The sequence below is a fragment of the Arsenicicoccus cauae genome (assembly GCF_043162025.1).
GTDB classification, from domain to species: domain Bacteria; phylum Actinomycetota; class Actinomycetes; order Actinomycetales; family Dermatophilaceae; genus Arsenicicoccus; species Arsenicicoccus cauae.
In genome coordinates this window covers 734,936-757,569 of record NZ_CP171001.1, presented here as the reverse complement: position 1 = coordinate 757,569, position 22,634 = coordinate 734,936, and the positions used below count along the sequence as shown (strand labels likewise).

Annotated in this window: 18 protein-coding genes and 1 tRNA gene; 14 read left to right on the top strand and 5 right to left on the bottom strand. The window is 70.4% G+C overall.

The window, feature by feature from the left end; translation table 11 throughout:
- On the top strand, positions 1–1,746 hold the full coding sequence (gene drmB, locus ACF3NS_RS03525; RefSeq protein ID WP_392467829.1) for a DrmB family protein: 1,746 nt from the start codon (positions 1–3) through the stop codon (positions 1,744–1,746).
- 58 nt (positions 1,747–1,804) lie between these two features.
- The gene (locus ACF3NS_RS03520) at positions 1,805–2,044 is read left to right on the top strand and encodes a hypothetical protein (protein ID WP_392467828.1); all 240 of its coding nucleotides are present in this window, start codon (positions 1,805–1,807) and stop codon (positions 2,042–2,044) included.
- A gap of 264 nt (positions 2,045–2,308) precedes the next feature.
- Here ACF3NS_RS03520 and ACF3NS_RS03515 read toward each other — a convergent pair whose 3' ends face one another.
- On the bottom strand, positions 2,309–2,902 hold the full coding sequence (locus ACF3NS_RS03515) for a VOC family protein (protein WP_392467826.1): 594 nt from the start codon (positions 2,900–2,902) through the stop codon (positions 2,309–2,311).
- A 61-nt stretch (positions 2,903–2,963) separates the two neighbouring features.
- Positions 2,964–3,461 (bottom strand): lamin tail domain-containing protein, encoded by a 498-nt coding sequence (locus ACF3NS_RS03510; RefSeq protein WP_154592165.1) that lies wholly within the window; start codon positions 3,459–3,461, stop codon positions 2,964–2,966.
- Between the two features lie 295 nt (positions 3,462–3,756).
- Here ACF3NS_RS03510 and ACF3NS_RS03505 point away from each other — a divergent pair, with 295 nt between their 5' ends.
- From ACF3NS_RS03505 to ACF3NS_RS03495, 3 genes are read left to right on the top strand one after another with little or no spacing between them, the layout of a single operon-like run.
- Complete coding sequence (locus ACF3NS_RS03505; RefSeq protein ID WP_239262103.1) at positions 3,757–4,713, top strand: cyclase family protein; 957 nt, start codon at positions 3,757–3,759, stop codon at positions 4,711–4,713.
- Complete coding sequence (locus tag ACF3NS_RS03500; RefSeq protein ID WP_392467825.1) at positions 4,710–5,993, top strand: hydroxyacid-oxoacid transhydrogenase; 1,284 nt, start codon at positions 4,710–4,712, stop codon at positions 5,991–5,993. Before ACF3NS_RS03505 ends, ACF3NS_RS03500 begins: the two co-directional genes overlap by 4 nt.
- Positions 5,994–6,042: 49 nt before the next feature.
- Positions 6,043–6,723, top strand: coding sequence for a nucleoside/nucleotide kinase family protein (locus tag ACF3NS_RS03495; RefSeq protein ID WP_392467823.1), 681 nt, complete (start codon positions 6,043–6,045; stop codon positions 6,721–6,723).
- Positions 6,724–6,790: 67 nt separating this feature from the next.
- On the opposite strand, the gene ACF3NS_RS03490 is transcribed toward ACF3NS_RS03495, so the two are convergent.
- A complete protein-coding gene (locus ACF3NS_RS03490; RefSeq protein WP_392467822.1) occupies positions 6,791–7,180 on the bottom strand; it encodes a winged helix-turn-helix transcriptional regulator in 390 nt (129 codons plus the stop codon).
- A 98-nt stretch (positions 7,181–7,278) separates the two neighbouring features.
- Here ACF3NS_RS03490 and ACF3NS_RS03485 point away from each other — a divergent pair, with 98 nt between their 5' ends.
- Complete coding sequence (locus tag ACF3NS_RS03485; RefSeq protein ID WP_392467820.1) at positions 7,279–7,881, top strand: NAD(P)-dependent oxidoreductase; 603 nt, start codon at positions 7,279–7,281, stop codon at positions 7,879–7,881.
- 304 nt (positions 7,882–8,185) lie between these two features.
- On the opposite strand, the gene ACF3NS_RS03480 is transcribed toward ACF3NS_RS03485, so the two are convergent.
- The gene (locus ACF3NS_RS03480) at positions 8,186–9,229 is read right to left on the bottom strand and encodes a LacI family DNA-binding transcriptional regulator (protein ID WP_154592160.1); all 1,044 of its coding nucleotides are present in this window, start codon (positions 9,227–9,229) and stop codon (positions 8,186–8,188) included.
- A 438-nt stretch (positions 9,230–9,667) separates the two neighbouring features.
- Here ACF3NS_RS03480 and ACF3NS_RS03475 point away from each other — a divergent pair, with 438 nt between their 5' ends.
- Positions 9,668–12,733, top strand: coding sequence for a glycoside hydrolase family 2 TIM barrel-domain containing protein (locus tag ACF3NS_RS03475; protein ID WP_392467819.1), 3,066 nt, complete (start codon positions 9,668–9,670; stop codon positions 12,731–12,733).
- A gap of 24 nt (positions 12,734–12,757) precedes the next feature.
- Entirely contained in the window at positions 12,758–14,152 is a 1,395-nt protein-coding gene (locus ACF3NS_RS03470) for an MFS transporter (RefSeq protein ID WP_154592158.1), read from the top strand.
- A 395-nt stretch (positions 14,153–14,547) separates the two neighbouring features.
- On the opposite strand, the gene ACF3NS_RS03465 is transcribed toward ACF3NS_RS03470, so the two are convergent.
- A tRNA-Leu gene (locus ACF3NS_RS03465) sits at positions 14,548–14,633 on the bottom strand.
- 173 nt (positions 14,634–14,806) lie between these two features.
- Between ACF3NS_RS03465 and ACF3NS_RS03460 the strand changes: the two genes are divergently transcribed.
- The 6 genes from ACF3NS_RS03460 to ACF3NS_RS03435 are packed head-to-tail and all read left to right on the top strand — an operon-like array spanning position 14,807 to position 22,604.
- Entirely contained in the window at positions 14,807–15,838 is a 1,032-nt protein-coding gene (locus ACF3NS_RS03460) for an FhaA domain-containing protein (RefSeq protein ID WP_392467817.1), read from the top strand.
- 1 nt (position 15,839) lies between these two features.
- The gene (locus tag ACF3NS_RS03455) at positions 15,840–16,292 is read left to right on the top strand and encodes an FHA domain-containing protein (RefSeq protein ID WP_392467816.1); all 453 of its coding nucleotides are present in this window, start codon (positions 15,840–15,842) and stop codon (positions 16,290–16,292) included.
- 3 nt (positions 16,293–16,295) lie between these two features.
- Positions 16,296–17,687 carry a Stp1/IreP family PP2C-type Ser/Thr phosphatase gene (locus tag ACF3NS_RS03450; RefSeq protein ID WP_392467815.1) on the top strand — a complete coding sequence of 464 codons (1,392 nt, stop codon included), beginning with the start codon at positions 16,296–16,298 and terminating at the stop codon, positions 17,685–17,687.
- The gene (locus tag ACF3NS_RS03445) at positions 17,684–19,054 is read left to right on the top strand and encodes an FtsW/RodA/SpoVE family cell cycle protein (protein WP_311966362.1); all 1,371 of its coding nucleotides are present in this window, start codon (positions 17,684–17,686) and stop codon (positions 19,052–19,054) included. Before ACF3NS_RS03450 ends, ACF3NS_RS03445 begins: the two co-directional genes overlap by 4 nt.
- A complete protein-coding gene (locus ACF3NS_RS03440; protein ID WP_392467814.1) occupies positions 19,051–20,520 on the top strand; it encodes a peptidoglycan D,D-transpeptidase FtsI family protein in 1,470 nt (489 codons plus the stop codon). Before ACF3NS_RS03445 ends, ACF3NS_RS03440 begins: the two co-directional genes overlap by 4 nt.
- Positions 20,517–22,604, top strand: a complete 2,088-nt coding sequence (locus tag ACF3NS_RS03435) for a PASTA domain-containing protein (RefSeq protein ID WP_392467813.1) — start codon at positions 20,517–20,519, stop codon at positions 22,602–22,604. The genes ACF3NS_RS03440 and ACF3NS_RS03435 overlap by 4 nt, the downstream gene beginning before the upstream one ends.
- The last annotated feature ends 30 nt before the right edge of the window (positions 22,605–22,634 follow it).

Genomic DNA, 22,634 nt, shown 5'->3' with positions numbered 1-22,634 from the left:
ATGGCCCTCAACAGGCAGATCGTGGCGACGACCCGTCGCTCCAACCTGGTGTCGACCTTCGGGGTCGGCGCCTTGCTCCCGTCTGAGGACGACAGCTTCATGATCGCGGGCCTCGACGAGTGGCCGGGATGTGATTCCTGGGAGGGCGACGAGGTGGTCTCGGAGCCGCGCCTGGCTGCAAGCCTCGGCGTCCGAGGGTTCCGCAGCCCCTCCACCTGGCGCAAGGAGGGCGACGTGCCGGCACGGCGGTTCCCGCGGTGGGCCTTCTGCACCAACCCGGACTGCCGACGACTGGGCCCGTGGTGGGCCGTCTCCGACCCAGCGAAGCGACGATGTGGGGATTGCTACGCATCTCTGTCCCCCTCGCGCTTCGTCAGTTGCTGCGTGTCCGGGCACATCGAGGACTTCCCGTACATCGTGTGGGTCCACGAAGGCCATGTTGAGGAGCCGAAGACTCACAAGCTGCGGCTACGTGCTCGAGGGGTCAGCTCCGCGCTGTCCGACCTCGTGGTGGAGTGCTCCTGCGGACGGAAGCGATCGATGGAGGGGGCCTTCGATCGAGGGGCCCTTCGGGGGTTGAAGTCGTGCTCCGGCGGCCGCCCGTGGCTACGGAACAACGAGAGAGGGTGCCGAGAAGAGCTCCGCACCCTCCAGCGTGGGTCCTCGAACGTTTGGTTCCCCCAGACCCGGAGCGCGATCTCGATTCCATCGCCACGGCAGTCCGCTGAGGCCTTCGTGCATGACCGCCTGCGCCTCTTCGAGAATGCGACCGCCGAAATCCTAGCAAGTATGAAGCTGCCCCCCGGTGTAACCGAGGACCTGGTCGTCCAGGCCTTCCGGCGGATCACCAACCCGGCGATCACTCCGGAGCGCCCCACGGACGCTGACCTTCGTGCACAGGAGTATTCCGCCTTGTGCGCGGGACTGGACGATCCCGAGACGAGCACCCAGTTCCAGTGTGCCGAGGTCGATCTCACCGGCAGCGACACCCCTCCGATCATCAAACAGGTCTCCCGGGTGAGCCGCCTGCGGGAAGTCCGGGCCCTTGTCGGGTTCACCCGCGTCTATCCCGCCTCGGACGAGAAGGCCGTGACCGTCGCGCCGCTCACCGAGGACACGCAGCCCACCTGGTACCCCGCAATCGAGGTCCTGGGTGAGGGGGTGTTCGTCCAGCTCGACGGAGCCGAGCTAGATCGTTGGGCCACCAGCCAATTCGCCGTCCACCGATCACGGCTGCTCGAGGAGGCGAGGGATCGGTCCGGCCCGTCGGCGCTGGCCACTACGTTGGATCTGGCACCAAGGGCCGTGGCCCTACATTCCCTGGCCCACCTGCTCATCGACGAGATGTCGTTGACCGCCGGATATCCCGCCGGCTCGCTCAGAGAACGCGTCTACGACGGCGAGGGTCAGGCAGGTGTGCTGGTATACACGGCCACCGCAGACAGCGCAGGCTCCCTGGGCGGACTCGCTGCGCTCAGCGACAAGGACCGGTTCGCCGGCTTGTTGCTCTCGGGGGTGGACCGAGCGCACTGGTGCACGTCTGACCCCGTGTGCATCGAATCGGAGGCCAACGGTGTCGACGGACTGAACCTTGCGGCTTGCCACGCGTGCCTGCTCGTTCCGGAGACGAGCTGCGAGCGTTTCAATCTTGTGCTTGATCGTGCATGCCTGATCGGCACACCGGAGGAGGAGAGCGCGGGTCTCTTCGGAGACTTCCCTACCGCTGTCCACCGCCTGCGCACCTGAAGCGGACTGATCGGCAAGCCTCTTCCGTCAGGGAGCGTCGCGCTGTCAAGCTCACTTCATGGCGACGCGAGACGACTTGATGACTTGGGTGCACGAGTCCCTTCGGCAGCGTGGCGGCAGCGGGACCGTCGTCGAAGTTGCGAAGGACATCTGGCAGGCGCACGAGATGGACCTCCGCCAGTCCGGCGATCTCTTCTACACGTGGCAGTACGACATGCGTTGGGCTGCCACCAAATTGCGCCAGACGGGCCGCCTGGCGGAGGCCGAGGGTCGCAAAGGGCTTTGGCGTCTTCGGTGAGTCGGGCGGGTCCTGGTGGGCAGCGATGGTTAGGTGACCGTCCACTGTTGCTTCCAGTAATGCCGGGCGCACGACACAGCGGGGTGGGACCAGAGCGCTTGCGACGAAGCGCGCCGGGCCGGCCCATCTCCCTCCGCTGCGCCCTCCACGCCGCGGCGCACGGTCTTCGCGCCCACCGGAAGCAGAGCATCCTCAGCTGGCGGCTGCGATGAGAAGCACGGGTCTTGCGAGTCGGCAGGGCGGGCGGTTCGGCATACGGGCTGATCAGGCGCACCCGACCGCAGGCTCCCCCCGACACAGCTGGAACTCGTTGCCGTCGGGGTCGACCAGCTCGACGACCTCCCCGCCCGCGTCGCGGCCGACGACGCGAGCGCCCAGCCCAGCCAACCGGTCCACCTCCCGCTCGAGGTCGCCCTTGACGACCGCCAGCTCGAAACGCTGGCGGTTGCGGCCGCGCTGGGGCAGGACGAGCGGACCGCCCCAGGCGACCTTCGTGCCGCCGTGCAGAGACTGGATCGCGGTCTCCTCGTCCTGGTCCCAGACGAGCGGCCACCCCAGCACCTCTCCCCAGAAGCAGCCGACCCGCCGGCTCCCGTCGCACGCGGCCTCGCCGAGAGGCCCGCACCCGGTGAGGAAGGCATTGCCCGGCGCGATCACGCACAGCGCCTTGCCCTTGGGGTCGACCAGCACGACGTGACGCTCCTCCGGGCGCTGACCAACGTCCAGGTGATCACCTCCGAGCCGTATGACGCGCCCCACGATCGTCCGCTGCTCCACCGCGTCGGCGCTGGTGAGGTGGAGGTGCAGCCGGTCGGGGTCGTCGGCGTCGAGGACCACCGCTGTCAGACGTGAGGGCACGGGTCGACGGTAGGCACAGCCGGGACGCGGCGCCCACGCATCACGGCTCGCCTCGAGCAGGTCAGCAGCTGACGAACCCGGCGACGTTCTTCTTGTAGGTGCACACGTCAAGCCGGACGTTCTTGGGGGAGTGGAGGCTGGCCGTGTCGCCCGTGTTGTTCCACTTGTGGAAGCCCTGCTTCCAGTAGAACGCGGTGCCGCGGTTGGTGCCCACGCCGGTGTAGACCGTGACGGTCGTGCGCGCCCCGATCACCGACCCCCGCGGGAAGACGAACCGGTTCCCGTGGGTGTCACGGAACCAGTAGCCGGTGACGTTGATCGCCTTCGCGGAAGTGTTGCGCACCTGGAGGTACTCCCCGTTGACGTTCTTCTTGTCGTCCTTGACCTTGGTGCCACCCGCGTCGGCCTGGAACCTCGCCAGCTGCAGCGGCGGCGGGGGCGGCGCGGCTGCCGGAGCGGCCGAGGCAGCGGAGGCGGGGACGACAGAGACGGCCAGGGCCGCAGCCAGCACGGCAGAGGCGGAAACAGAGGCGGAGGCAGAGACAGAGGCAGCGGACATGCGGGGTGGGCCCTTCGGGTGGTCGGTGTCATCGCGAGGTCACGACGGGTTCATCCTGCGTGACGAGTCCACCCTCGTGCGCGCCAGGTGCCTCGATGACCTGAAAGATGGCCCGAAGTGACTAGCCCGGACGCTAGCCCACGCGCTGCCCCACGGCGCCAGCACGTCACGGGGTCGCGCGGCGGGCCCCGGCATAGGCGCCCTGATCCTGGGGTAGCGCAGTGCGGGCCGACGGGGTCTACTGGTGCGGCGGGCCGCGACGAGGCGCCCCACCCCTCAGTGATGGAGGACGACGATGACCGATGCACCCTCGATGAACGAGCTGCTCAAGGACGCCCCCAACAACTGGGGCAAGTGGGGTCCCGACGACGAGGTGGGCGCCCTCAACTACCTCACCCCGGGCGAGGTGATGCGCGGGATCGGCAGCGTCAGGACCGGCCGCGTCTTCACGCTGCAGCGCATGATCGGCGACCCCAAGGGCGACCCGGTCTGGCCCGGCCGCACCCCCGCGGTGCGCACCCAGATCCTCGACGAGTCCAACTGGTACGACGGCGCGGGCGGCCCGGAGTACCCCGGCGGCCTGCACTACGCCGACGACAAGCTCGACGCCTTCCTGCAGGGATCGACGCAGTATGACGCCCTCGGCCACCTCTGGTACGACGGCAAGATCTGGAACGGCTACGACGCCGACACCACCGTCGGCGGGCTCGACAAGGCGTCGATCATGCCGATCGCGGAGCGGGGCGTGGCCGGCCGCGGCATCCTGCTCGACATCGCGCGGTGGCGCGGCAAGGAGGCCCTGGACCCGGCCGAGACGTTCACCCACGAGGACCTCGTCGCGTGCGCGGAGGCGCAGGGCACCCCGATCGAGAAGCACGACATCCTCGTGGTGCGCACCAACTACCTCAAGCACTTCTTCGACAAGGGTGACGCCTTCTACGACGACTTCTGCGAGCCGGGCCTGACCTACTCGCTCGAGCTCGCCCAGTGGTTCCAGGACATGGAGATCCCCAACCTCGCGACCGACACCATCGCCAACGAGGTCACCTACGACCCGGGCTCGGGCGTCGCGCTCCCGCTTCACTGCGCGCTCATGCGCAACCTCGGCGTCGCCCTCACCGAGATCTGCGACCTCGAGGAGCTCGCCGCGGACTGCGCCGAGGACGGCCAGTTCACCTTCTTCTACGTCGCCGCGCCGCTCAAGGTCGCCAAGGCCGCGGGCACCCCCGTCAACCCGGTGGTGATCAAGTGAGCGAGCACGCGCACCTGGAGACCGTCTTCACGTACGGCGCCCCCCAGCTCAAGTTCGGGCTCGGCGCGTCAGAGGAGATCGGCTACGACCTGTCCCTCACGGGCGCCAAGCGCGTCCTCGTCGTCACCGACCCCGGCATCGCCGCCACCGGCACCCCGCAGCGCGTTGCCGAGCAGATGGCCCGGTTCGACATACGGGCCGACGTCTTTGACCAGGTGCACGTGGAGCCGACCGATGCGAGCCTGCAGGAGGCCATCGACCACGCCCGCGCCCACGGCCCCTACGACGCCTACGTCGCGGTCGGGGGCGGGTCGAGCATCGACACCGCCAAGGCGATCAACCTGCTGATGACCAACCCCGGCGAGCTGATGGACTACGTCAACGTGCCCGTCGGCGAGGGCCGCGACCCCGTCAACCCGCTCAAGCCGCTCGTGGCCGTCCCCACCACCACCGGCACGGGCGCCGAGAGCACCACCATCTGCGTGCTCGACGTGCTCGCGCAGAAGGTCAAGACGGGGATCAGCCACGCGCGGCTGCGCCCCACCCTCGCCGTCGTGGACCCGCGGCTGACCCTGACCCAGCCCGCGGGGGTCACCGCGAGCGCCGGCATGGACATCCTGTGCCACGCGCTCGAGAGCTGGACCGCCAAGCCGTATGCCGCCTACCCCCGCAAGCAGCCCGAGCAGCGCGTGCCGTACTGCGGCGCCAACCCGGTCTCGGACATGTGGTGCAGCCGCGCGCTGCAGCTGCTCTCGCACGCCTTCCGCCAGGCGGTGCACCACGGCGACGACGAGGACGCGCGCTATGACATGGCGCTCGCAGCGACCTTCGCGGGGATGGGCTTCGGCAATGCCGGGGTGCACCTGCCGCACGCCAATGCCTACCCGATCGCGGGGCAGGTCAAGGACTTCCACCCCGACGACTACGCGGGGGACGAGGCGATGGTGCCGCACGGCATGTCGGTGTCGCTGACGGCGCCGGAAGCCTTCCGGTTCACCTTCGACACCAACCCGGACCGGCACGTCGAGGCCGCCCGGATGCTCGACGCGGACGCCCCGATGACCGACGACCCGGCCGACCTGCTGCCGACCGTGCTGTCCCGCCTGATGCGCGACATCGCGCTGCCCAACGGGCTTGGCGCCGTCGGCTATAGCGACGCGGATGTTGACGACCTGGTCACCGGCACCATGAAGCAGCAGCGCCTGCTCAGCGCCTGCCCCAAGGAGGTGACCGAGGACGACGCCGCCCGGGTGTTCCGCGGGTCGTTCGAGATCTGGTGAGCCGGGTTGTGGGGCGGCCGGACTCGACCGCCCACCCGGGTGGTCCCGTATGACGACCGCCACCCTCTCGCAGCTCGTCGACACGCTCCTCGAGGGGCTTGGCGGGCCCGGCTCGGGCGAGCGCAGCCCGGGCGGGGGCCGGCGACTCGTCCTCGGAATCACGGGGGCGCCCGGCGCCGGCAAGACCAAGCTGGCGCTGGCCCTCCTGGACGCGCTGCGCGCCCGGCACGGCGAGGGCTTCGCGGCGCACCTGCCGATGGACGGCTTCCACCTCGCCGACGCGCAGCTCGACCGGCTGGGCCTGCGCGAGCGCAAGGGAGCGCCCGAGACCTTCGACCGGGACGGGTACGCCGCCACCCTCGCCCGGGTCAGCACTGCCGACGAGGACGTCTACGTGCCCGGCTTCGAGCGCGAGCTGGAGCAGCCCCTCGCAGCGGCCCTGGTCGTGGAGGCGGCGGCGCGCGTCGTCGTCTCGGAGGGCAACTACCTCCTGCTGCCGGGGTGGGAGCAGGCGCGCGCCGCGTGCGACGAGGTGTGGTGGGTCGAGCTCGACGACGCGGTGCGCCGCGAGCGGCTGGTCGCCCGGCATGCGGCCTTTGGCAAGCCGGCCGCAGCGGCACGGGCCTGGGTGGACGAGGTCGACGAGGTCAACGCCGAGCTGATCCGGGCGACCCGGTCGCGCGCGGACCGGGTGATCCGCGAGACCCCCGACGGCTGGGTCCTGTCCTGATCGTGAGGGTCTGGGCGAGGAGTGATGGTCCAGACCCTCACGATCTGGGGGACGTCGCCGCGAGCGGTCAGCCGCCGTCAGGCGCCGGCGCAGGGCCCAGGTCGTAGGACGAGCGCGCCTCCAGCACCTCGTCCGCATGCTGCTCCGCCCAGCCGCGCAGCGCGTCCAGCGGCTCGACGAGCGTCAGCCCCAGCGTAGTCAGCTCGTAGTCCACCCGCGGCGGCATCGTCGGCTGGGCGCGCCGGCTCACGAGGCCGTCCCGCTCCATGGAGCGCAGCGTCTGGGTGAGCACCTTGGCGGTGACGCCGCCCACCTGGTCCCGGACCTCGCCGAAGCGCGCAGGCCCCACCGCGAGCACCCCCACCACCAGCGGGGTCCACCGGTCGGTGAGGTGGCGGAGCACGGTGCGCGAGGGGCAGCCGGGGTCGAGGACGTCGAAGCGGGGCTGGGGGTCCACGACGAATCTGCTCCTGGGGGTGATAGTTACCTTGAGGTACTTGGTTACCTATCCATACTATCGTTGGTCCAGGCAGCACATCATCACAGGAGGCAGACATGAAGATCATCGTCATCGGGGCCACCGGCATGGTCGGTCAGCGCGTCGTCGCGGAGGCACTCTCCCGCGGCCACGAGGTCGTCGCCGGATCGCGCCGCGGCACTCCCGTCGACGGGGCCGAGGCCCTGACCATCGACCTGTCCGACACCGACGTCGTCATCGCCCAGATGGCCGCCAGCGACGCGACCGTCATCGCGGTGCCACCGGCACGAGACGGCGGCAGCCACGAGCCGACCCTCGCCGCGCACCGCGCGCTCATCGAGGCACGTCCCGAGGGTCGCCTCCTCGTCGTCGGCGGAGCCGGTGCGCTTCAGGTCGGGGACACCCAGCTGCGCAACACCCCGGGCTTCCCCGCGGAGTACAAGCCCGAGTCCGACACCTTCGCCGCCGTGCTCGACCTCTATCGCGCGGCCGAGGGGCTGGACTGGACGATGCTCGCGCCCGCGCCGGTCATCGCGCCCGGCGAGCGGACCGGGCGCTACACCGTCGAGCTCGACGTGCCCGCCGGCGACCAGGTCAGCGCCGAGGACTTCGCGGTGGCCCTCATCGACGAGCTCGAGCGCCCCGCCCACCGCGGCGAGCGCTTCACCGTCGCGAGCTGACGGCGGCAGGGCCTGCTCCGGGCAGGTCGTCATACCGTCTCGCCGGACCGGGAGAGCCCAGAGACGCTCGTATGCCGAGCCGCCCTACCCGCCCGGACGGGGCGAACGCACGAGATCGGGGCTGCTGCTGGTGGCTATCACCAGGAGCAGCCCCGATCTCGTGAGGACCGGTCAGGCGGGGGCGGGGACGTTGGCCAGGGGGATCGGCTGGAACATCGGCGGCTCCTCGTCGGGCGTCAGCGCCGTCGGGTGGTCCGATATGCGATCACGCTGCTCGACACCGCAAATCCCGTCCGGCCGGTCATCACCGTCGTGCGGTGCTCGCGCGGACGATCAGGCGCGGTGGGACGACGATGGCCTGGGACACCGGGATGGCGCCTTGGGCAGATGGGGTGTCGAGGCGTTCAAGCAGGAGGGTGACCAGGTGCTCGCCGATGGCGCGGAAGTCCTGCCTCACGCTGGTCAGGGGAGGCCAGAGGCACTCCGCGCTGACGTCGTCGAAACCGACCAGGGCGACGTCTTCGGGGATTCGCAGCCCGGCTTCGTGCATGGCGCGCATGACACCGCTGGCCATCTCGTCGTTCGCGACGAAGACGGCCCGGACGCCGTCCTGCGCGGCTAGGTGCCGTCCCGCCTGGTATCCCGAGGCGGGGGTCCAGTCGCCATGGAGGGGTTCGGGGATCGGGCGACCGGCTGTCTGGAGAGCTCGTCGCCACCCCTGCTGCCGCTGCTGGGACTGGATCGAGTTCTCGGGGCCCGCGACCAGGTGGACCGTGTGGGCGCCGGTGCCGAGCAGGTGCTCGACGGCCAGCTGCGCGCCACCTGCCTGGTCGAGTCCGACGGTGGGCAGCGACAGGGTGCGGGAGTCGGTCACGACCACGGGCATGTTCGCGGGGAATCGCAGTTGGTCGATCTCGGCGGTCTCCAGACCGAGGACGACCAGGCCGGCGACTCCTTGGCGCGAACGCAGCATCGCGCGGTTGAGGTCGTCGGAGGAGCCGGTGGGAGCAACGGTCAGGGACACGTCGTAGCTGCGTTCGCGGGCCGTGGCGCAGACGGCTTCGATGATCTTGGCCTCGCCGGTGCGGCTGATGTGGTGCGCGACCAAACCGAGGCTGGTGGAGCGGCCGGCGCGCAGGACGCGTGCTGCCGCGTTGGGGGTGTACCCCAGGCGGGCCATGACCTCCAGCACACGGTCGCGCGTCTCGGGAAGGACGTTGTCGGCGCCGTTGGCCACCCGGGAGACGGTCTGCGCGGACACGCCGGCGAGGGACGCGACGTCCTTGGCGGTAGGGCGCCCGATCCATCCGACGCCGCCGCGGCGCCCGGTGCTGCTCAGCTGGGTCATGGGCGGGGTCCCTTCTGGTAAGTGGTGGCCGCGGAGGCGCGGCCGATGGCGGCGGTAGGACGCGGCAACGGTACCGTCACGGGCCCGTTCGTCCGGGTGTCCGGCGAGATCACAGCAGCCGCTCGGCCGGGCTGCCAGGGGCGGCCCGGTGGATGACCGGCTCGGCGAGCCATCCCCGGGAGGCACCGGAAGCACTCCCATGTTTGCGCTATCACAACCGTTTCGCAACCCTTGACAACTGCCCACGGCGTGCGGATGCTTGACGAAATAACGTCTGTGGTAACGCAAACATAGGTATGGTTCGGTCGACGCTGACCCAGTCCGTCGTGGGTCCCTCCGGGGGCCGGGGGCGGTCCTGGCGGCGACCGCGGCCTCGAAAGTCCCCTCGTGGCTCACTGTCACGAGCTCGAGCACCCCAGCGGTTCAGGAGCACCAACGATGATGGTTCCGAAGCACCACGAGGATCTGAGCGTCCTGCACGAGAACACCCTGCCGGCGCGGTCCTACTACATCCCCGGGTCTGGTCCGTTGCCCGACGTGGTCAACGCCCGTCGCGACTCCGACCGGGTGCGCCTGCTCAACGGCACCTGGGCATTCAGCTGTCACGCCAGCGTGCGCGACCTCCCGGACGACTTCTGCTCGCCCGAGCGCGACCTGGGGGCTATGGACGCGGTACAGGTCCCCGGCACCTGGCAGGCCGCCGGCTACGACGCGCACCAGTACACGAACGTGCGCTACCCCATCCCGCTGGATCCGCCGTTCGTCCCCCAGGACAATCCGTGCGGGGTGTACACCCTGGACCTCGAGCACGAGCCCCGCTCCGGTACGCCACGCTCCTACCTGGTGTTCGAGGGCGTGGACTCGTGCTTCTACGTGTGGTTGAACGGCCGCTACGTGGGTTATAGCCAGGTGACGCACGCGACCAGCGAGTTTGACGTCACGGACGTGCTCCAGCCCGGCAGCAACCGACTCGTCGTGCTCGTCGTCAAGTGGTGCGACGGGACCTATCTGGAAGACCAGGACAAGTTCCGCACGAGCGGCATCATCCGCGACGTATACCTGCTCACGCGTCCTGAGTCGGTGCTCTTCGACTACTTCGTCACCACCACCCTGGGCATCGAGGACGCGTGCGTCCTGGTGCGCGGCACCTACCGGGGGGAGCCTGTGCCCACCCGCGTCACCCTGACCGCCGCGGACGGGGCGATCGTCGCGACCGGCGACATGGGGCCGGGAGGAGACGAGCAGGGGTACACCCACCGGTGCGAGCTGCGGGTGGACCAGCCGCGGCTGTGGAACCCCGAGGCCCCCTACCTGTACACGCTGCAGGTGCAGACCCCCGGTGAGGTGATCACGGACCAGGTCGGGATCCGGGAGGTCGGGATCCAGGACGTGGTACTGCAGCTCAACGGCGTCCCGGTCACCATCCGTGGCGTCAACCGCCACGACTCCGACCCTGAGACCGGCCCGGTGGTCGACCTGGAACACATGCGACACGACCTGGCGCTCATGCGACAGCACAACATCAATGCCGTCCGCAGCTCGCACTACCCGAACGACCCCCGGTTCTACCAGCTGTGCGACCAGTACGGCTTCCTGGTCATGTCCGAGGCCGACAACGAGAGCCACGGCACCCAGACGCAGTTCCTGGCCGACGACTCCTGGGACAACGTCGTCGAGCACTGGAACGACCTCATCGCCGACAACCCGGACTGGACCGACGCCACGGTCGACCGCGTGCAGCTGTGCGTCCGGCGGGAGAAGAACCGGCCCAGCATCATCTCCTGGTCTGCCGGCAACGAGTGCGCCTACGGCTGCACCCTGGAGCAGGCGCTGCAGTGGATGAAGGGCTTCGACCCGACCCGCCTCACCCACTACGAGAGCTCCTACTACCGGGACTCCAAGCGGCGCTACGACTACTCCAACATCGACCTGTACAGCCGGATGTACCCCACCCAGGCCGAGATGAAGGACTACCTGGCGACCGACCCGGACAAGCCGCTGATCCTGGTGGAGTACTGCCACGCCATGGGCAACGGGCCTGGCGACCTCGAGGACTACTGGCAGCTGATCAACGACGACCCTCGCCTGTGCGGCGGGTTCGTGTGGGAGTGGTGCGACCATGCGGTCCTTGCGGGCCGAACCGCCGACGGGCGACCGCGGTACCTGTACGGCGGCGACTCCGGAGAGACGATTCACGACGGCAACTTCTGCGTCGACGGGCTGGTCTCGCCGGACCGGCGCCCCCATCCGGGGCTGCTGGAGCTGAAGAACGTCCAACGCCCCGCGCGCGTCCTCGGCTACGACCACGACAACGGTTCCTTCACCGTACGCAACGACCTCGACTTCACCGACCTGGCCGCCCACGCCACCCTGTCCTGGCGACTCGTGTGCGACGGCGAGGTCGTCGACGCCCAGGACGGCATCGTCCTCGACGGCCCTGTGGCCCCCCACCAGGTCGTGCAGGTGTCGTGCCGACCCGCGGTACCCGCGGCCGGGCGATGCCACCTGCAGGTCCGATACCACCTGCGCCACGACGACGGGATGCGCCCGGCCGGTCACGAGCTCGGGATGGACGAGGTCGAGGTGCCCACCGCCGACCCCCGCAACCAGCGCGCCCTGGCCGGGAAGCCCGCGGCGAGGGGCGCCACCCCCACCGTGGCACGCACCGACCGCAGCATCGTCGTCACCGGTGAGGGCTTCCGGTACGTCTTCGACCCGACCACCGGCCTGCCCCAGACGCTGCGCGTGAACGGCACGGACCTGCTCGAGCGGCCCGCCGAGATGAACATCTGGCGCGCTCCCACCGACAACGACCGACGCATCCGCCTGGAGTGGGAACGAGCCCATTACCACCAGGCACAGGCACGCGCCTACACGTGCGGCGTCACCACGACCCCCGACGGGGCCGTGATCATCGACGCCGACATGTCGATGGTGGCCCCCACCGTGCAGCCCATCCTGCGGATGAGCACTCGATGGACCATCCACGCCTGCGGCACCCTCAGGGTGCGCATGGACGTGCGCCGCGCGCCGGAGTTTCCCCCTCTGCCACGCCTGGGGCTGCGCTTCTTCCTGCCCGCCCAGGTCGACCAGGTCTGCTACATCGGGCTCGGCCCCGGGGAGAACTACCCCGACAAGCGTCGCGCCAGCTGGCACGGCCGGTTCGACAGCACCGTCGACACCCTTGGCACGCCCTACCTGCGCCCGCAGGAGAACGGCAGCCGCGGCGACTGCGACTGGCTGAGGCTGACCGGCGGCGACGCGTCCCTGACCGTGACCGGCGCCGCCCCGTTCTCCTTCAACGCCTCCACCACCACCCAGGAAGCGCTCCAGGCAGCACGGCATGACACAGAGGTCCAGCCCAGCGGATCCACCGTTCTGTGCCTGGACCACGCGATGGCCGGCATCGGGTCGAACAGCTGCGGCCCCGAGCTGCTGGAGCAGTACCGCGTCGACGCCGACACGTACCTCATCGACTTCACCCTCACCCCGGTCGCCCGCTGACCCCCATCGCACAAGGACACGACCATGAGCACGGCATCCCCTGCGTCCCTGACGCACAAGAAATACCTGACCTGGGGCAACAAGATCGGCTACGGCTCCGGCGACGTCGCCGGCAACGTCGTCTACGCCCTCCTGTCGGCCTTCGTCATGATCTACCTGACCGACCAGGTCGGACTGAACGCCGGCGTCATCGGCACACTGATGATGGTCGCCCAGTTGTTCAACGGTGTCACCGACATCGGCTTCGGTGCCCTGCTGGACCGGACCCACACCCGCATGGGCAAGGCCCGACCCTGGATGCTGTGGCCCTACTTCGGCTGCGCGCTGACCCTGGTGGCCTGCTTCGCCATCCCCGACAGCCTCGGCGAGACCAGCCAGTACGTCTGGTTCTTCATCGCCTACACCCTGCTCAACAGCGTCTTCTTCACTGCCAACAACATCGCCTACTCCGCGCTGACAGCACTCATCACCAAGAACCCCGCCGAGCGTGTCCAGATGGGCTCGATCCGCTTCATGTTCGCCTTCACCACGAGCATGCTCATCCAGACCCTCACGGTCCAGGGCGTGCGCGCCCTCGGAGGCGGCGCGGACGGATGGCGCTGGATCGCCGTGATCTACGCCGTCATCGGCCTGGCGGTCAACACCCTGTCGGTGCTGTCGGTCAAGGAACTGCCCGCCACCGAGCTCGACGAAGGACGCGACGTCCAGGCCACCGAGACGTACACCTTCAAGGAAGGTGCCCGCCTGCTCCTGGCGAACAAGTTCTACCTGATCATCCTGGTCGTCTACCTGGTGCAGCAGATCTTCACCGCGACGCTGAACATGGGCATCTACTTCATGACCTACGTCCTCAACGACGCGACCCTTCTGGGCATGTTCGCGTGGGCCATCAACATCCCGATCATCCTCGGCCTGCTGTTCACCCCGGTCCTGGTCGCCAGGTTCGGACAGATGTACAAGGTCAACCTGTGGGGCTACATCATCGCCGTCATCGGCCGCATCGGCGTCGTGATCGGCGGCTATCTGGGCAACATCCCCGTCATGCTCGCCTTCTCTGCGATCGCCTCGTTCGGCATGAGCCCCCTGCAAGGCACCCTGAACGCCCTCATCGCCGAGGCCTCTGAGCACACGCTGCTGCGCACGGGCAAGCGCATCGACGGGATGATGTTCTCCTGCACCACCCTGGGTGTGAAGATCGGCGGAGGCATCGGCACCGCACTCGCCGGCTGGCTGCTCGCCGCCAGCGGCTACGTCGGCAAGGCCGCTACCCAGAGCACCTCGGCGATCAACATGCTGTACTTCATGTACTTGTGGATCCCCGCCATCGCCACCGCCATCATCCTGTTCTTCCTCAGTCGTCTCGACGTCGAGAAGGCCAACAACAAGATCCGCGCCAGGTTGAGCCCCGCCGCCAGCTGAGCTGACCCTGAGGGGTGGGTCCACCGACGGGAGAGCCCGGTGGTGTGCGGCCCGTCGGGGACCGAGAAGACGTTCCTGCTCGAAGCCCTCGGTCGGCAAGCCGCCGAGGAAAGGCTCAAGGTCGCCTGGTTCACCCTGGAAGACCTCGGCGTCCAAACCAGCGGCAGCTCCGTTCGCCCCACCCAAGCACTGGCCGGCCAAGGGGTGAGCCCCTTGGGCTGAGACCCCGGTCGTTGGTGGCCGCAGCCCCGTGGGCAGATCCCATGGCCACCACCGAGCAAGGACCTGGACGCGAGCGATTGGTGACCAACGGGCGCGTGGCGCGACGGGACAGCCGGGGCGAGTGACGCGGGCTAAGAGAACGGCCCCCGGACGGCGAGATCCGGGGGCCGATCTGGTGGGCAAGGGGGGACTTGAACCCCCACGTCCTTGCGGACACTGGCACCTGAAGCCAGCGCGTCTGCCATTCCGCCACTTGCCCGTGGCTGCGCGCGATCCGGGGACCACGTGCGACGCCCTATCTTGCCCTATGCCCGCGCCAGTCACCAAACCGAGACCCCGCGCCAGGGCAGCCTCCACCAGCCGGACAGACGCCGCCGTTACGATGCCAGACGAGTCCGCGTGTCGCCGTAGGTCGCAGAGGGAGGAGCGCCGGTGGGACTGTTCGACAATCTCGAGAGCAAGCTGTCGTCCATGGTCAACGGCGCCTTCGCCAAGGCGTTCAAGTCGAGCGTGCAGCCGGTGGAGATCGCGAGCGCGATCCGCACGGCGATGGACGACAAGGCGGCGGTGGTGGGCCAGGGGCGCACGATCGTGCCCAACCTCTACACGATCGCGCTCAGCCCGAGCGACTACGACCAGCTCAGCCAGTACTCCGAGAGCCTGACGGACGAGCTCGTCGCCGCCGCCGAGGACCACGCCGACAGCCAGCGGTACCGCCCGGCGGGGCCGCTGCGGGTGATCCTCAGCGAGGACGCCGAGCTCGAGACCGGCGTCTTCAAGCTGCGCCCGGCGAGTGCCAAGGACCCGTGGGCCGTCTCGGCCGAGCGGCGGCCCATGCGCCGACCCGCCCCCGGTCCTGACGAGAGCGGGTATGCCGACCGGCGCCGCGAGGACGCCGACCCGCGAGGCGGCGGGGCGCCGGCATACGGCCCGGGCTCGGCCGCCATCCCCGGGGGCGTCTCCGGCGGCGTCGGCCAAGGCCTGGGCGGCGCGGCAGCAGGAGCGGGATCCGCGGCCGCAGCGAGCACCTACCGCCCGCTCGAGCGCGCCGACCCCTACGCCGCCGACGGCTACGACGACCGGCACGACGACCGGCACGACGACCTGCAGGCCACCCGCCCGCAGCAGCCCGCCCGCCCCGCGCCCGAGCCTCGCCGCCCGGACCCGACCCGCCGGCCGTGGCTGGACATCGACGGTGACCGCTACCCGCTGCTGGGGGCGATCACGGTCATCGGGCGGGACGGGGTGGCCGACATCGTGCTCGATGACCCGGGCATCTCGCGGCAGCACGCCGAGATCCGTATCACCCACGACGGCCCGCAACTCGTCGGCTCGATCCGCGACCTCGGCAGCACCAACGGCACCTTCGTCGAGGGCCACCGGATCACGAGCCAGCGCCTGGCCGACGGCGATCGGGTGACCGTGGGGCGGACGTCCTTCGCCTTCCGCCTGGGCCGGGGATGACATGAGCGAGCTGACCCTCACGATCATCCGGCTGGGCCTGCTGGTCGGGCTGTGGTTCTTCGTGTTCAGCCTGGCGGGCGTGCTGCGACGCGACCTCTACGGCACGCGCGTCTCTCCCCGCGCCGGGCGTCGTCCGGCGGTGGCACCACTGCGCCGGTCCAACGAGCCGACCCGCATCGTGGTCACCGAGGGTGGTCTGCGCGGCACGACGATCAACCTCAAGGAGTCCGGCGTGCTCGTCGGCCGCAACCCGGAGTGCGCGCTGATCCTCGACGACGACTTCGCGAGCGGGCGCCACTGCCGCGTCTACCGCGACGACCAGGGGTGGAAGGTCGAGGACCTGCGCTCCACCAACGGCACCTATCTCGGCGAGGAGCGGCTCACCGACATCACGCCGGTCGGGGTCGGCAGCCAGCTGCGGATCGGTCGCACCGTCCTCGAGCTGAGGAAGTAGCCCATGCCCATGGCCGTGCGCTATGCCGCACGATCCCACGTCGGCCTGGTCCGGGACAGCAACCAGGACAGCGGGTATGCCGGCCCCCACCTGCTCGCCGTGGCCGACGGCATGGGGGGCCACGCGGGCGGTGACGTGGCGAGCTCCACGGCGATCGGCGCCATGGTGCACCTGGACGACGACACCCACGGGTCGCGGGCCCTGCAGCACCTCGAGGACGCCATCGCGAGCGCCAACGCCGAGCTGCACGACGTCGCGCAGGAGCAGCCCGAGCTGCACGGCATGGGCACCACCGTCACGGCGCTGCTGCGCACCGACAACAAGCTGGCGCTGGCGCACATCGGCGACTCGCGGGCCTACCTGCTGCGCGGGGAGGAGCTGACCCAGCTCACCCACGACCACACCTATGTCCAGACGCTGGTCGACGACGGGCGCATCTCGGCCGACGAGGCCGAGCACCACCCGCAGCGGTCGATGGTGACGCGCGTGCTGACCGGGCAGCCGGGCGACGAGCCCGACGTGTCCTGGCGCGAGCTGCGCCACGGCGACCGCTACCTCGTCTGCTCGGACGGGGTGAGCGGGTTCGTCGCGCACGACACCATCGCCGAGATCCTCGCCACCGTGCCCGACCCGGGCCGCGCCGCCGACCGGCTCGTCGACCTCGCCCTGCGCTCCGGAGGTCAGGACAACATCACCGCGATCGTCGCCGACGTCGTCCGCCTGTCCGACGGCGAGGGCCCGTCCACGCGCCCGCAGGTCGTGGGGGCCGCCGCCGCGCGGCAGATGCCCCGCGCCATCCCCGACACCCCCGCCGCCCGCGCCGCCGCCCTGACGCGCTCCGCGAGCGGCGCCACCGCCGAGCCGCAGGTCACCCTGGCCGAGGAGGGCGGCGTGTCGCGATGGTCGCGCCTCGCCAAGGTCGTCGCCTCCGTCGTCCTGACCCTGGTCGTGCTCGCCGGCCTCGCCTACGCCGGCTGGCGCTGGACCCAGCAGCAGTACTACGTGGGCACCCAGGACGACCGCGTCACCATCTATCGGGGCCTGGACCAGACGGTCGGCCCGGTCTCGCTGTCCAGCACGGCCGAGCGCACCGACATCCCGGTCGCGGACCTCCCCGACTTCTATCGCACCCGGGTGACCGACGGCGTCACGGCCGGCAGCCTGGAGGCCGCCCGGGCGGTGGTCGCCGACCTGCGGACCCAGGCAACGGCCTGCGCCGCGGCCAAGGCCCAGGGCCGTCCCTGCGGCGGGCCCGTCGCCACGACCACGTCGCCCGGCGCCACGCCCACCCCCTCCACGCCCTCCGCGGCGACGACGGCCCAGACCGCTCCCGCGTCCGCCGCCACGTCGCCCCGTGCGGCGACCAGCGCCTCCAGCACGGCGGTGACCCCGTGACCACCGTCTCGTCATACCGCCCTCGGACCGGTCGCAACGTCGAGCTGCTGCTCACCCTGCTCGCCGTCGCGCTCGTGATGCTCGCCTATGCCAACGTCGGCCTGCAGACCCAGGGCCGCCTGCCCACCGACATGGTGACCAACGGTGCCGGCCTGCTCGTGATCGGCGTCGCCTTCCACCTCGCGCTGCGCTGGCGGGCGAGCTATGCCGACCCGCTGCTCCTGCCGATCGCGCTGCTGCTCAACGGGCTCGGGCTGGTGATGATCCACCGCATCGACCTCGAGGGCACCCAGGAGGGCGTCCTCGCACCGCGCCAGCTGCTGTGGAGCGCCGTGTCGGTGGTGGCGGCGATCGCGCTGCTGCTGTGGCTGCGCGACCATCGCCGGCTGCGGCGCTACACCTACACCTTCATGGCCGCGGGCGTGATCCTGCTGCTCCTGCCGCTGCTGCCCGTGATCGGCGACGCGCAGTACGGCTCCCGCATCTGGATCCGCATCGGGCCGTTCGGCCTGCAGCCCGGCGAGATCGCCAAGATCGTCCTCGCGATCTTCTTCGCCGGCTACCTCGTCCAGACGCGGGACGTGCTCTCGCTCATCGGCCGGCGGGTGCTCGGCTTCCCGCTGCCGCGCGCCCGCGACCTCGGGCCGATCCTCGTGGCGTGGGCGTTGAGCCTGTGCATCCTCGTCTTCGAGAAGGACCTCGGGTCCTCCCTGCTGTTCTTCGGCCTGTTCGTCGCCATGCTCTACGTCGCGACCGAGCGCGTGTCCTGGATCGCGCTCGGCCTGACGATGTTCTGCGGCGGCGCCTACGTCGCGTGGCTGCTGTTCAGCCACGTGCAGACGCGCGTCGACCTGTGGATGGACCCCTTCTACAAGGGGCTGTCGCAGGTGGGGATGGGCATCATGGGTATGGCGTCCGGCGGGCTCCTCGGCACCGGTCTCGGCCAGGGCCACCCCGAGATCACGCCGTTCGCCAAGTCCGACTACATCGTCGCGAGCCTCGCGGAGGAGCTCGGGCTGTTCGGGTTGTTCGCGATCCTCGCGCTCTACGCCATCCTCGTCGAGCGCGGCCTGCGCACCGCGATCGGTGTCCGGGACGGCTTCGGCAAGCTGCTCGCGGCCGGCCTGGCGTTCGGGATGGCCCTGCAGGTCTTCGTCATCGTCGGGGGCCTCACCCGCGTCATCCCCTTGACCGGCCTGACGACGCCGTTCCTGTCGGCCGGTGGCTCCAGCCTGATCGCCAACTGGAGCATCATCGCGCTGCTCCTGCGCATCAGCGACCAGGCCCGACGACCCATCGACGACGGTGACGACCCCGACCAGCCGCTCGGCTCCGACGAGGCGACCCAGGTGGTGCGGACCCGATGAACCCGCCCATCCGCCGCCTCGCCGTCGTGGCCGCCATCCTGTTCTGCAGCCTGCTGATCTCGTCGACGTCGATCATGTTCTTCCAGGCCAAGGCCCTCGGCGACCGCAGCGACAATCGCCGCAGCGTCCTGGCGTCCTACGACCGCGAGCGCGGCCAGATCCTCCTCGGCGGCACCCCGATCGCCAGATCCGTGGCCACCGACGACGAGCTCAGGTGGGAGCGCACCTATCCCTCCGGACGTCTCTACAGCCACGTGACGGGCTACTACTCGTTCACCTACGGTGCCGGGGGCGGCATCGAGGGCGCCGAGGACGAGCTGCTCTCCGGCAGATCCGACAAGCTCTTCTACCGCCGGATCAGCGACCTGGTCAGCGGACGGCAGCCCGCGGGCGCCTCCGTCGAGCTCACCATCCGCCCCGAGGTGCAGCAGGCGGCCGAGAAGGCGCTCGGCGACCAGCGCGGGGCCGTGGTCGCCCTCGACCCGCGCACCGGCGCGATCCTCGCCATGGTCAGCCACCCGACCTACGACCCGGCGGCGCTGTCCAGCCACCGCTTCTCCGCCGTCACCGACGCCTGGAAGTCCCTCAACGCCGACCGCTCCAAGCCCCTGGTCAACCGGTCCATCGGGGGCGACCTCTACCCGCCCGGCTCGGTCTTCAAGCTCGTGACCACGGCCGCGGCCCTGTCCTCCGGGCGGTATGACGTCACCTCCCGCATCCCCGCCCCGGCACAGCTCAAGCTGCCGCTGTCGTCCGTCCCCCTCACCAACTGGCAGAACGGCTCGTGCACGGGCTCTGACCAGATCACCCTCCAGAAGGCGCTGGAGACGTCGTGCAACTCAGCCTTCGGCGGCATCGGGATCCAGCTCGGGGGCGACGCCCTGGCCGACCAGGCCGCCAAGTTCGGCTTCGGCGACGAGCTGCGGGTGCCGATGCGGGTGACACCGAGCAAGGTGCCGACGGGGATGGACAAGGCCCAGTCCGCGCAGGCCGCGATCGGGCAGTACGACGTCCGCGTCACCCCGCTGCAGGTCGCCATGGTGAGTGCCGCCATCGCCAACAAGGGCGTCGTCATGCGCCCGCACCTGATCGCCTCGGTGCGCGGCGACAACCTCAGCGTCCTCGACGAGACCAAGCCGGAGCAGCTGTCCAAGGCCGTCACCTCCGAGGTCGCCGACCAGGTCGCCCAGATGATGCGCGGCGTCGTCGAGGACGGGACCGGGTCCAACGCCCGGATCCCCGGTGTCGAGGTCGGCGGCAAGACCGGCACGGCGCAGCAGGGCAACGACAAGGCGCCGCACGCCTGGTTCACCGCCATCGCCCCGCTCACCGCGTCGGCCGACCAGCCCCAGGTGGCGGTCGCCGTGGTGGTCGAGGATGGTGGGTCCGCCGGGCGCGAGACGGGTGGCAACAAGGTCGCTGCCCCCATCGCCAAGGAGGTCATGGAGGCGGTGATCCGCAAGTGAGCAGGCTGATCGGCGGCCGCTACGAGCTCGGCGAGGAGATCGGCCGCGGCGGCATGGCCACCGTCCACGAGGCGCACGACGTCCGCCTCGGCCGCCGGGTCGCCATCAAGATGCTCCACGCCGGCCGGCTCGGCGACCGGACCTTCCAGGGACGCTTCCGCCGCGAGGCGCAGGCCGCCGCCAGCCTCAACCACCCGCACATCGTCGCGGTGTTCGACTCCGGCGAGGACATCGTCACCAACAGCGTCGGCCTGCAGGAGGTCATCCCCTACATCGTCATGGAGCGGGTCCAGGGGCACACCCTCAGCCAGCTCATGCACGACCGCGGCGCCTTCTCGGCCGACGAGGCCATGCGCATCGTCATGCGGGTGCTGTCCGCCCTCGGCTACTCCCACCAGCGCGGCATCGTGCACCGGGACGTCAAGCCCGGCAACGTCATGCTGACCGACGACGGCGACGTCAAGGTGATGGACTTCGGGATCGCCCGCGGGGGCGGGGAGTCGACCGCCACCATGACCCAGACCCAGGCCGTCATCGGCACCGCGCAATACCTCTCGCCCGAGCAGGCCCGCGGCCAGGACGTCGACGGCCGCTCCGACCTCTACTCGGCCGGGTGCCTGCTCTTCGAGCTGGTGACGGGGCGGCCGCCGTTCGTCGGCGACTCACCGCTCGCCATCGCCTACCAGCACGTCGGCGAGGATCCCTCGATGCCGTCCAGCCACGAGCACAGCATCCCCCGCGCGCTCGACACGGTGATCATGCACGCGCTGGTCAAGGACCGGGACCGCCGCTACCAGACCGCCGACGAGTTCCGTGACGACCTCGAGGCGGCGCGCGCGGGACGCCCGCTCAGCCCGGCGGCGCAGGCGACGGCCGCCGCCCTGTTCGCCCCCACCGAGAGCATCGACCGGGCCGACGTGCTGGCGGGCCCCCCGGGCGGGGCGACGTCCGCGACGGCTGGCGGTGCCGGAGCTGTTGGTGCCGGAGCTGCTGGCGCCGGCGGCGCGCTGGCCGGTGGTGCTGCGGGCGCCGCGGCGGGCGCCCTGGCCGGAGGCGCCCTGGCGGGCGGCGCAGCAGGCGGGTCCGCCGGCGGTGCGGCGGCCGGTGCTGCGGCGGCGGGCGGCATACGGCCCGATCCCGGCCAGCGCCCCGAGCCGGTGCTGCGCGACGACGTCGCCGCCGGACCTCCCCGCGACGGCCACCACACGTCCAGCTACCCGTCGATCGGCGAGGAGCGCGAGCGCAACTGGCTCGCGTGGATCGTGGCGCTGCTGCTGCTGATCGGCGTGGCGGGGTTCGGCGTCTACTGGATGACGCGGCCCGACCCGATCCAGTACAAGACGGTCCCCAACCTGATGGACCAGACCGAGGGCACCGCGCGGTCGCTGCTCGAGTCCAGCCAGCTCAAGGGGTCCTTCCAGCCCAAGGAGAGCAACAAGCCCAAGGGCATCGTCGTCGGCCAGAACCCCCAGCCCGGCGCCCAGCAGGATCCCGCCTACCCCGTCGCCGTGCAGGTCTCGACCGGCCCGAGCGACACCGCGGTGCCCGACGTCACCAAGTACACCGTGGGGTCCGCGAAGCAACGCCTCGTCAACTACAACCTCGAGGCGGGGGCGGTCACGGAGATCGACGACAAGACCATCCCCGCGGGGCAGGTCGTGCGCACCGACCCGGCAAGCGGACAGACCGTGCCCGTCGGGACCAAGGTCGCACTGTTCGTGTCGACCGGCAAGGTGGGGGTCCCCAACGTGGTGGGGCAGGACTACACGTCGGCGTCCAAGACGCTCACGGACGCCGGCTTCCGCGTCGCCCGCAAGGACGAGCCCAGCCGCGACACCCGCGACCTCGTGCTCGACCAGGACATCCGCGAAGGTTCGCAGCCCCCCGGCACCAAGATCACCCTCACGGTGGCCGTGCCGGCAGCGATCCCGACGGTGACGGTGACCTCCACGGCCCCCGCACCCACGCCGACCACGACACCGCGGCCGCGCCCGACCACCACGACCCCACCGTCGCCCACGTCGACCGCACCATCCTCGCCGACCTCGCCGCCGCCGAACCCGTCCACCCCGCCGACGCCCTGATCGCCGGGCGCCGGGCGCCTGGGGAGGCGC

Excerpts from the sequence above, each read along its gene's own strand:
- drmB (WP_392467829.1), top strand. The coding sequence starts at position 1 with ATGGCCCTCAACAGGCAGATCGTGGCGACGACCCGTCGCTCCAACCTG.
- ACF3NS_RS03470 (WP_154592158.1), top strand. The coding sequence starts at position 12,758 with ATGAGCACGGCATCCCCTGCGTCCCTGACGCACAAGAAATACCTGACC.
- ACF3NS_RS03480 (WP_154592160.1), bottom strand. The coding sequence starts at position 9,229 with ATGACCCAGCTGAGCAGCACCGGGCGCCGCGGCGGCGTCGGATGGATC.
- ACF3NS_RS03520 (WP_392467828.1), top strand. The coding sequence starts at position 1,805 with ATGGCGACGCGAGACGACTTGATGACTTGGGTGCACGAGTCCCTTCGG.
- ACF3NS_RS03510 (WP_154592165.1), bottom strand. The coding sequence starts at position 3,461 with ATGTCCGCTGCCTCTGTCTCTGCCTCCGCCTCTGTTTCCGCCTCTGCC.
- ACF3NS_RS03495 (WP_392467823.1), top strand. The coding sequence starts at position 6,043 with ATGACGACCGCCACCCTCTCGCAGCTCGTCGACACGCTCCTCGAGGGG.
- ACF3NS_RS03455 (WP_392467816.1), top strand. The coding sequence starts at position 15,840 with ATGAGCGAGCTGACCCTCACGATCATCCGGCTGGGCCTGCTGGTCGGG.
- ACF3NS_RS03440 (WP_392467814.1), top strand. The coding sequence starts at position 19,051 with ATGAACCCGCCCATCCGCCGCCTCGCCGTCGTGGCCGCCATCCTGTTC.
- ACF3NS_RS03505 (WP_239262103.1), top strand. The coding sequence starts at position 3,757 with ATGACCGATGCACCCTCGATGAACGAGCTGCTCAAGGACGCCCCCAAC.
- ACF3NS_RS03450 (WP_392467815.1), top strand. The coding sequence starts at position 16,296 with ATGCCCATGGCCGTGCGCTATGCCGCACGATCCCACGTCGGCCTGGTC.
- ACF3NS_RS03485 (WP_392467820.1), top strand. The coding sequence starts at position 7,279 with ATGAAGATCATCGTCATCGGGGCCACCGGCATGGTCGGTCAGCGCGTC.
- ACF3NS_RS03475 (WP_392467819.1), top strand. The coding sequence starts at position 9,668 with ATGATGGTTCCGAAGCACCACGAGGATCTGAGCGTCCTGCACGAGAAC.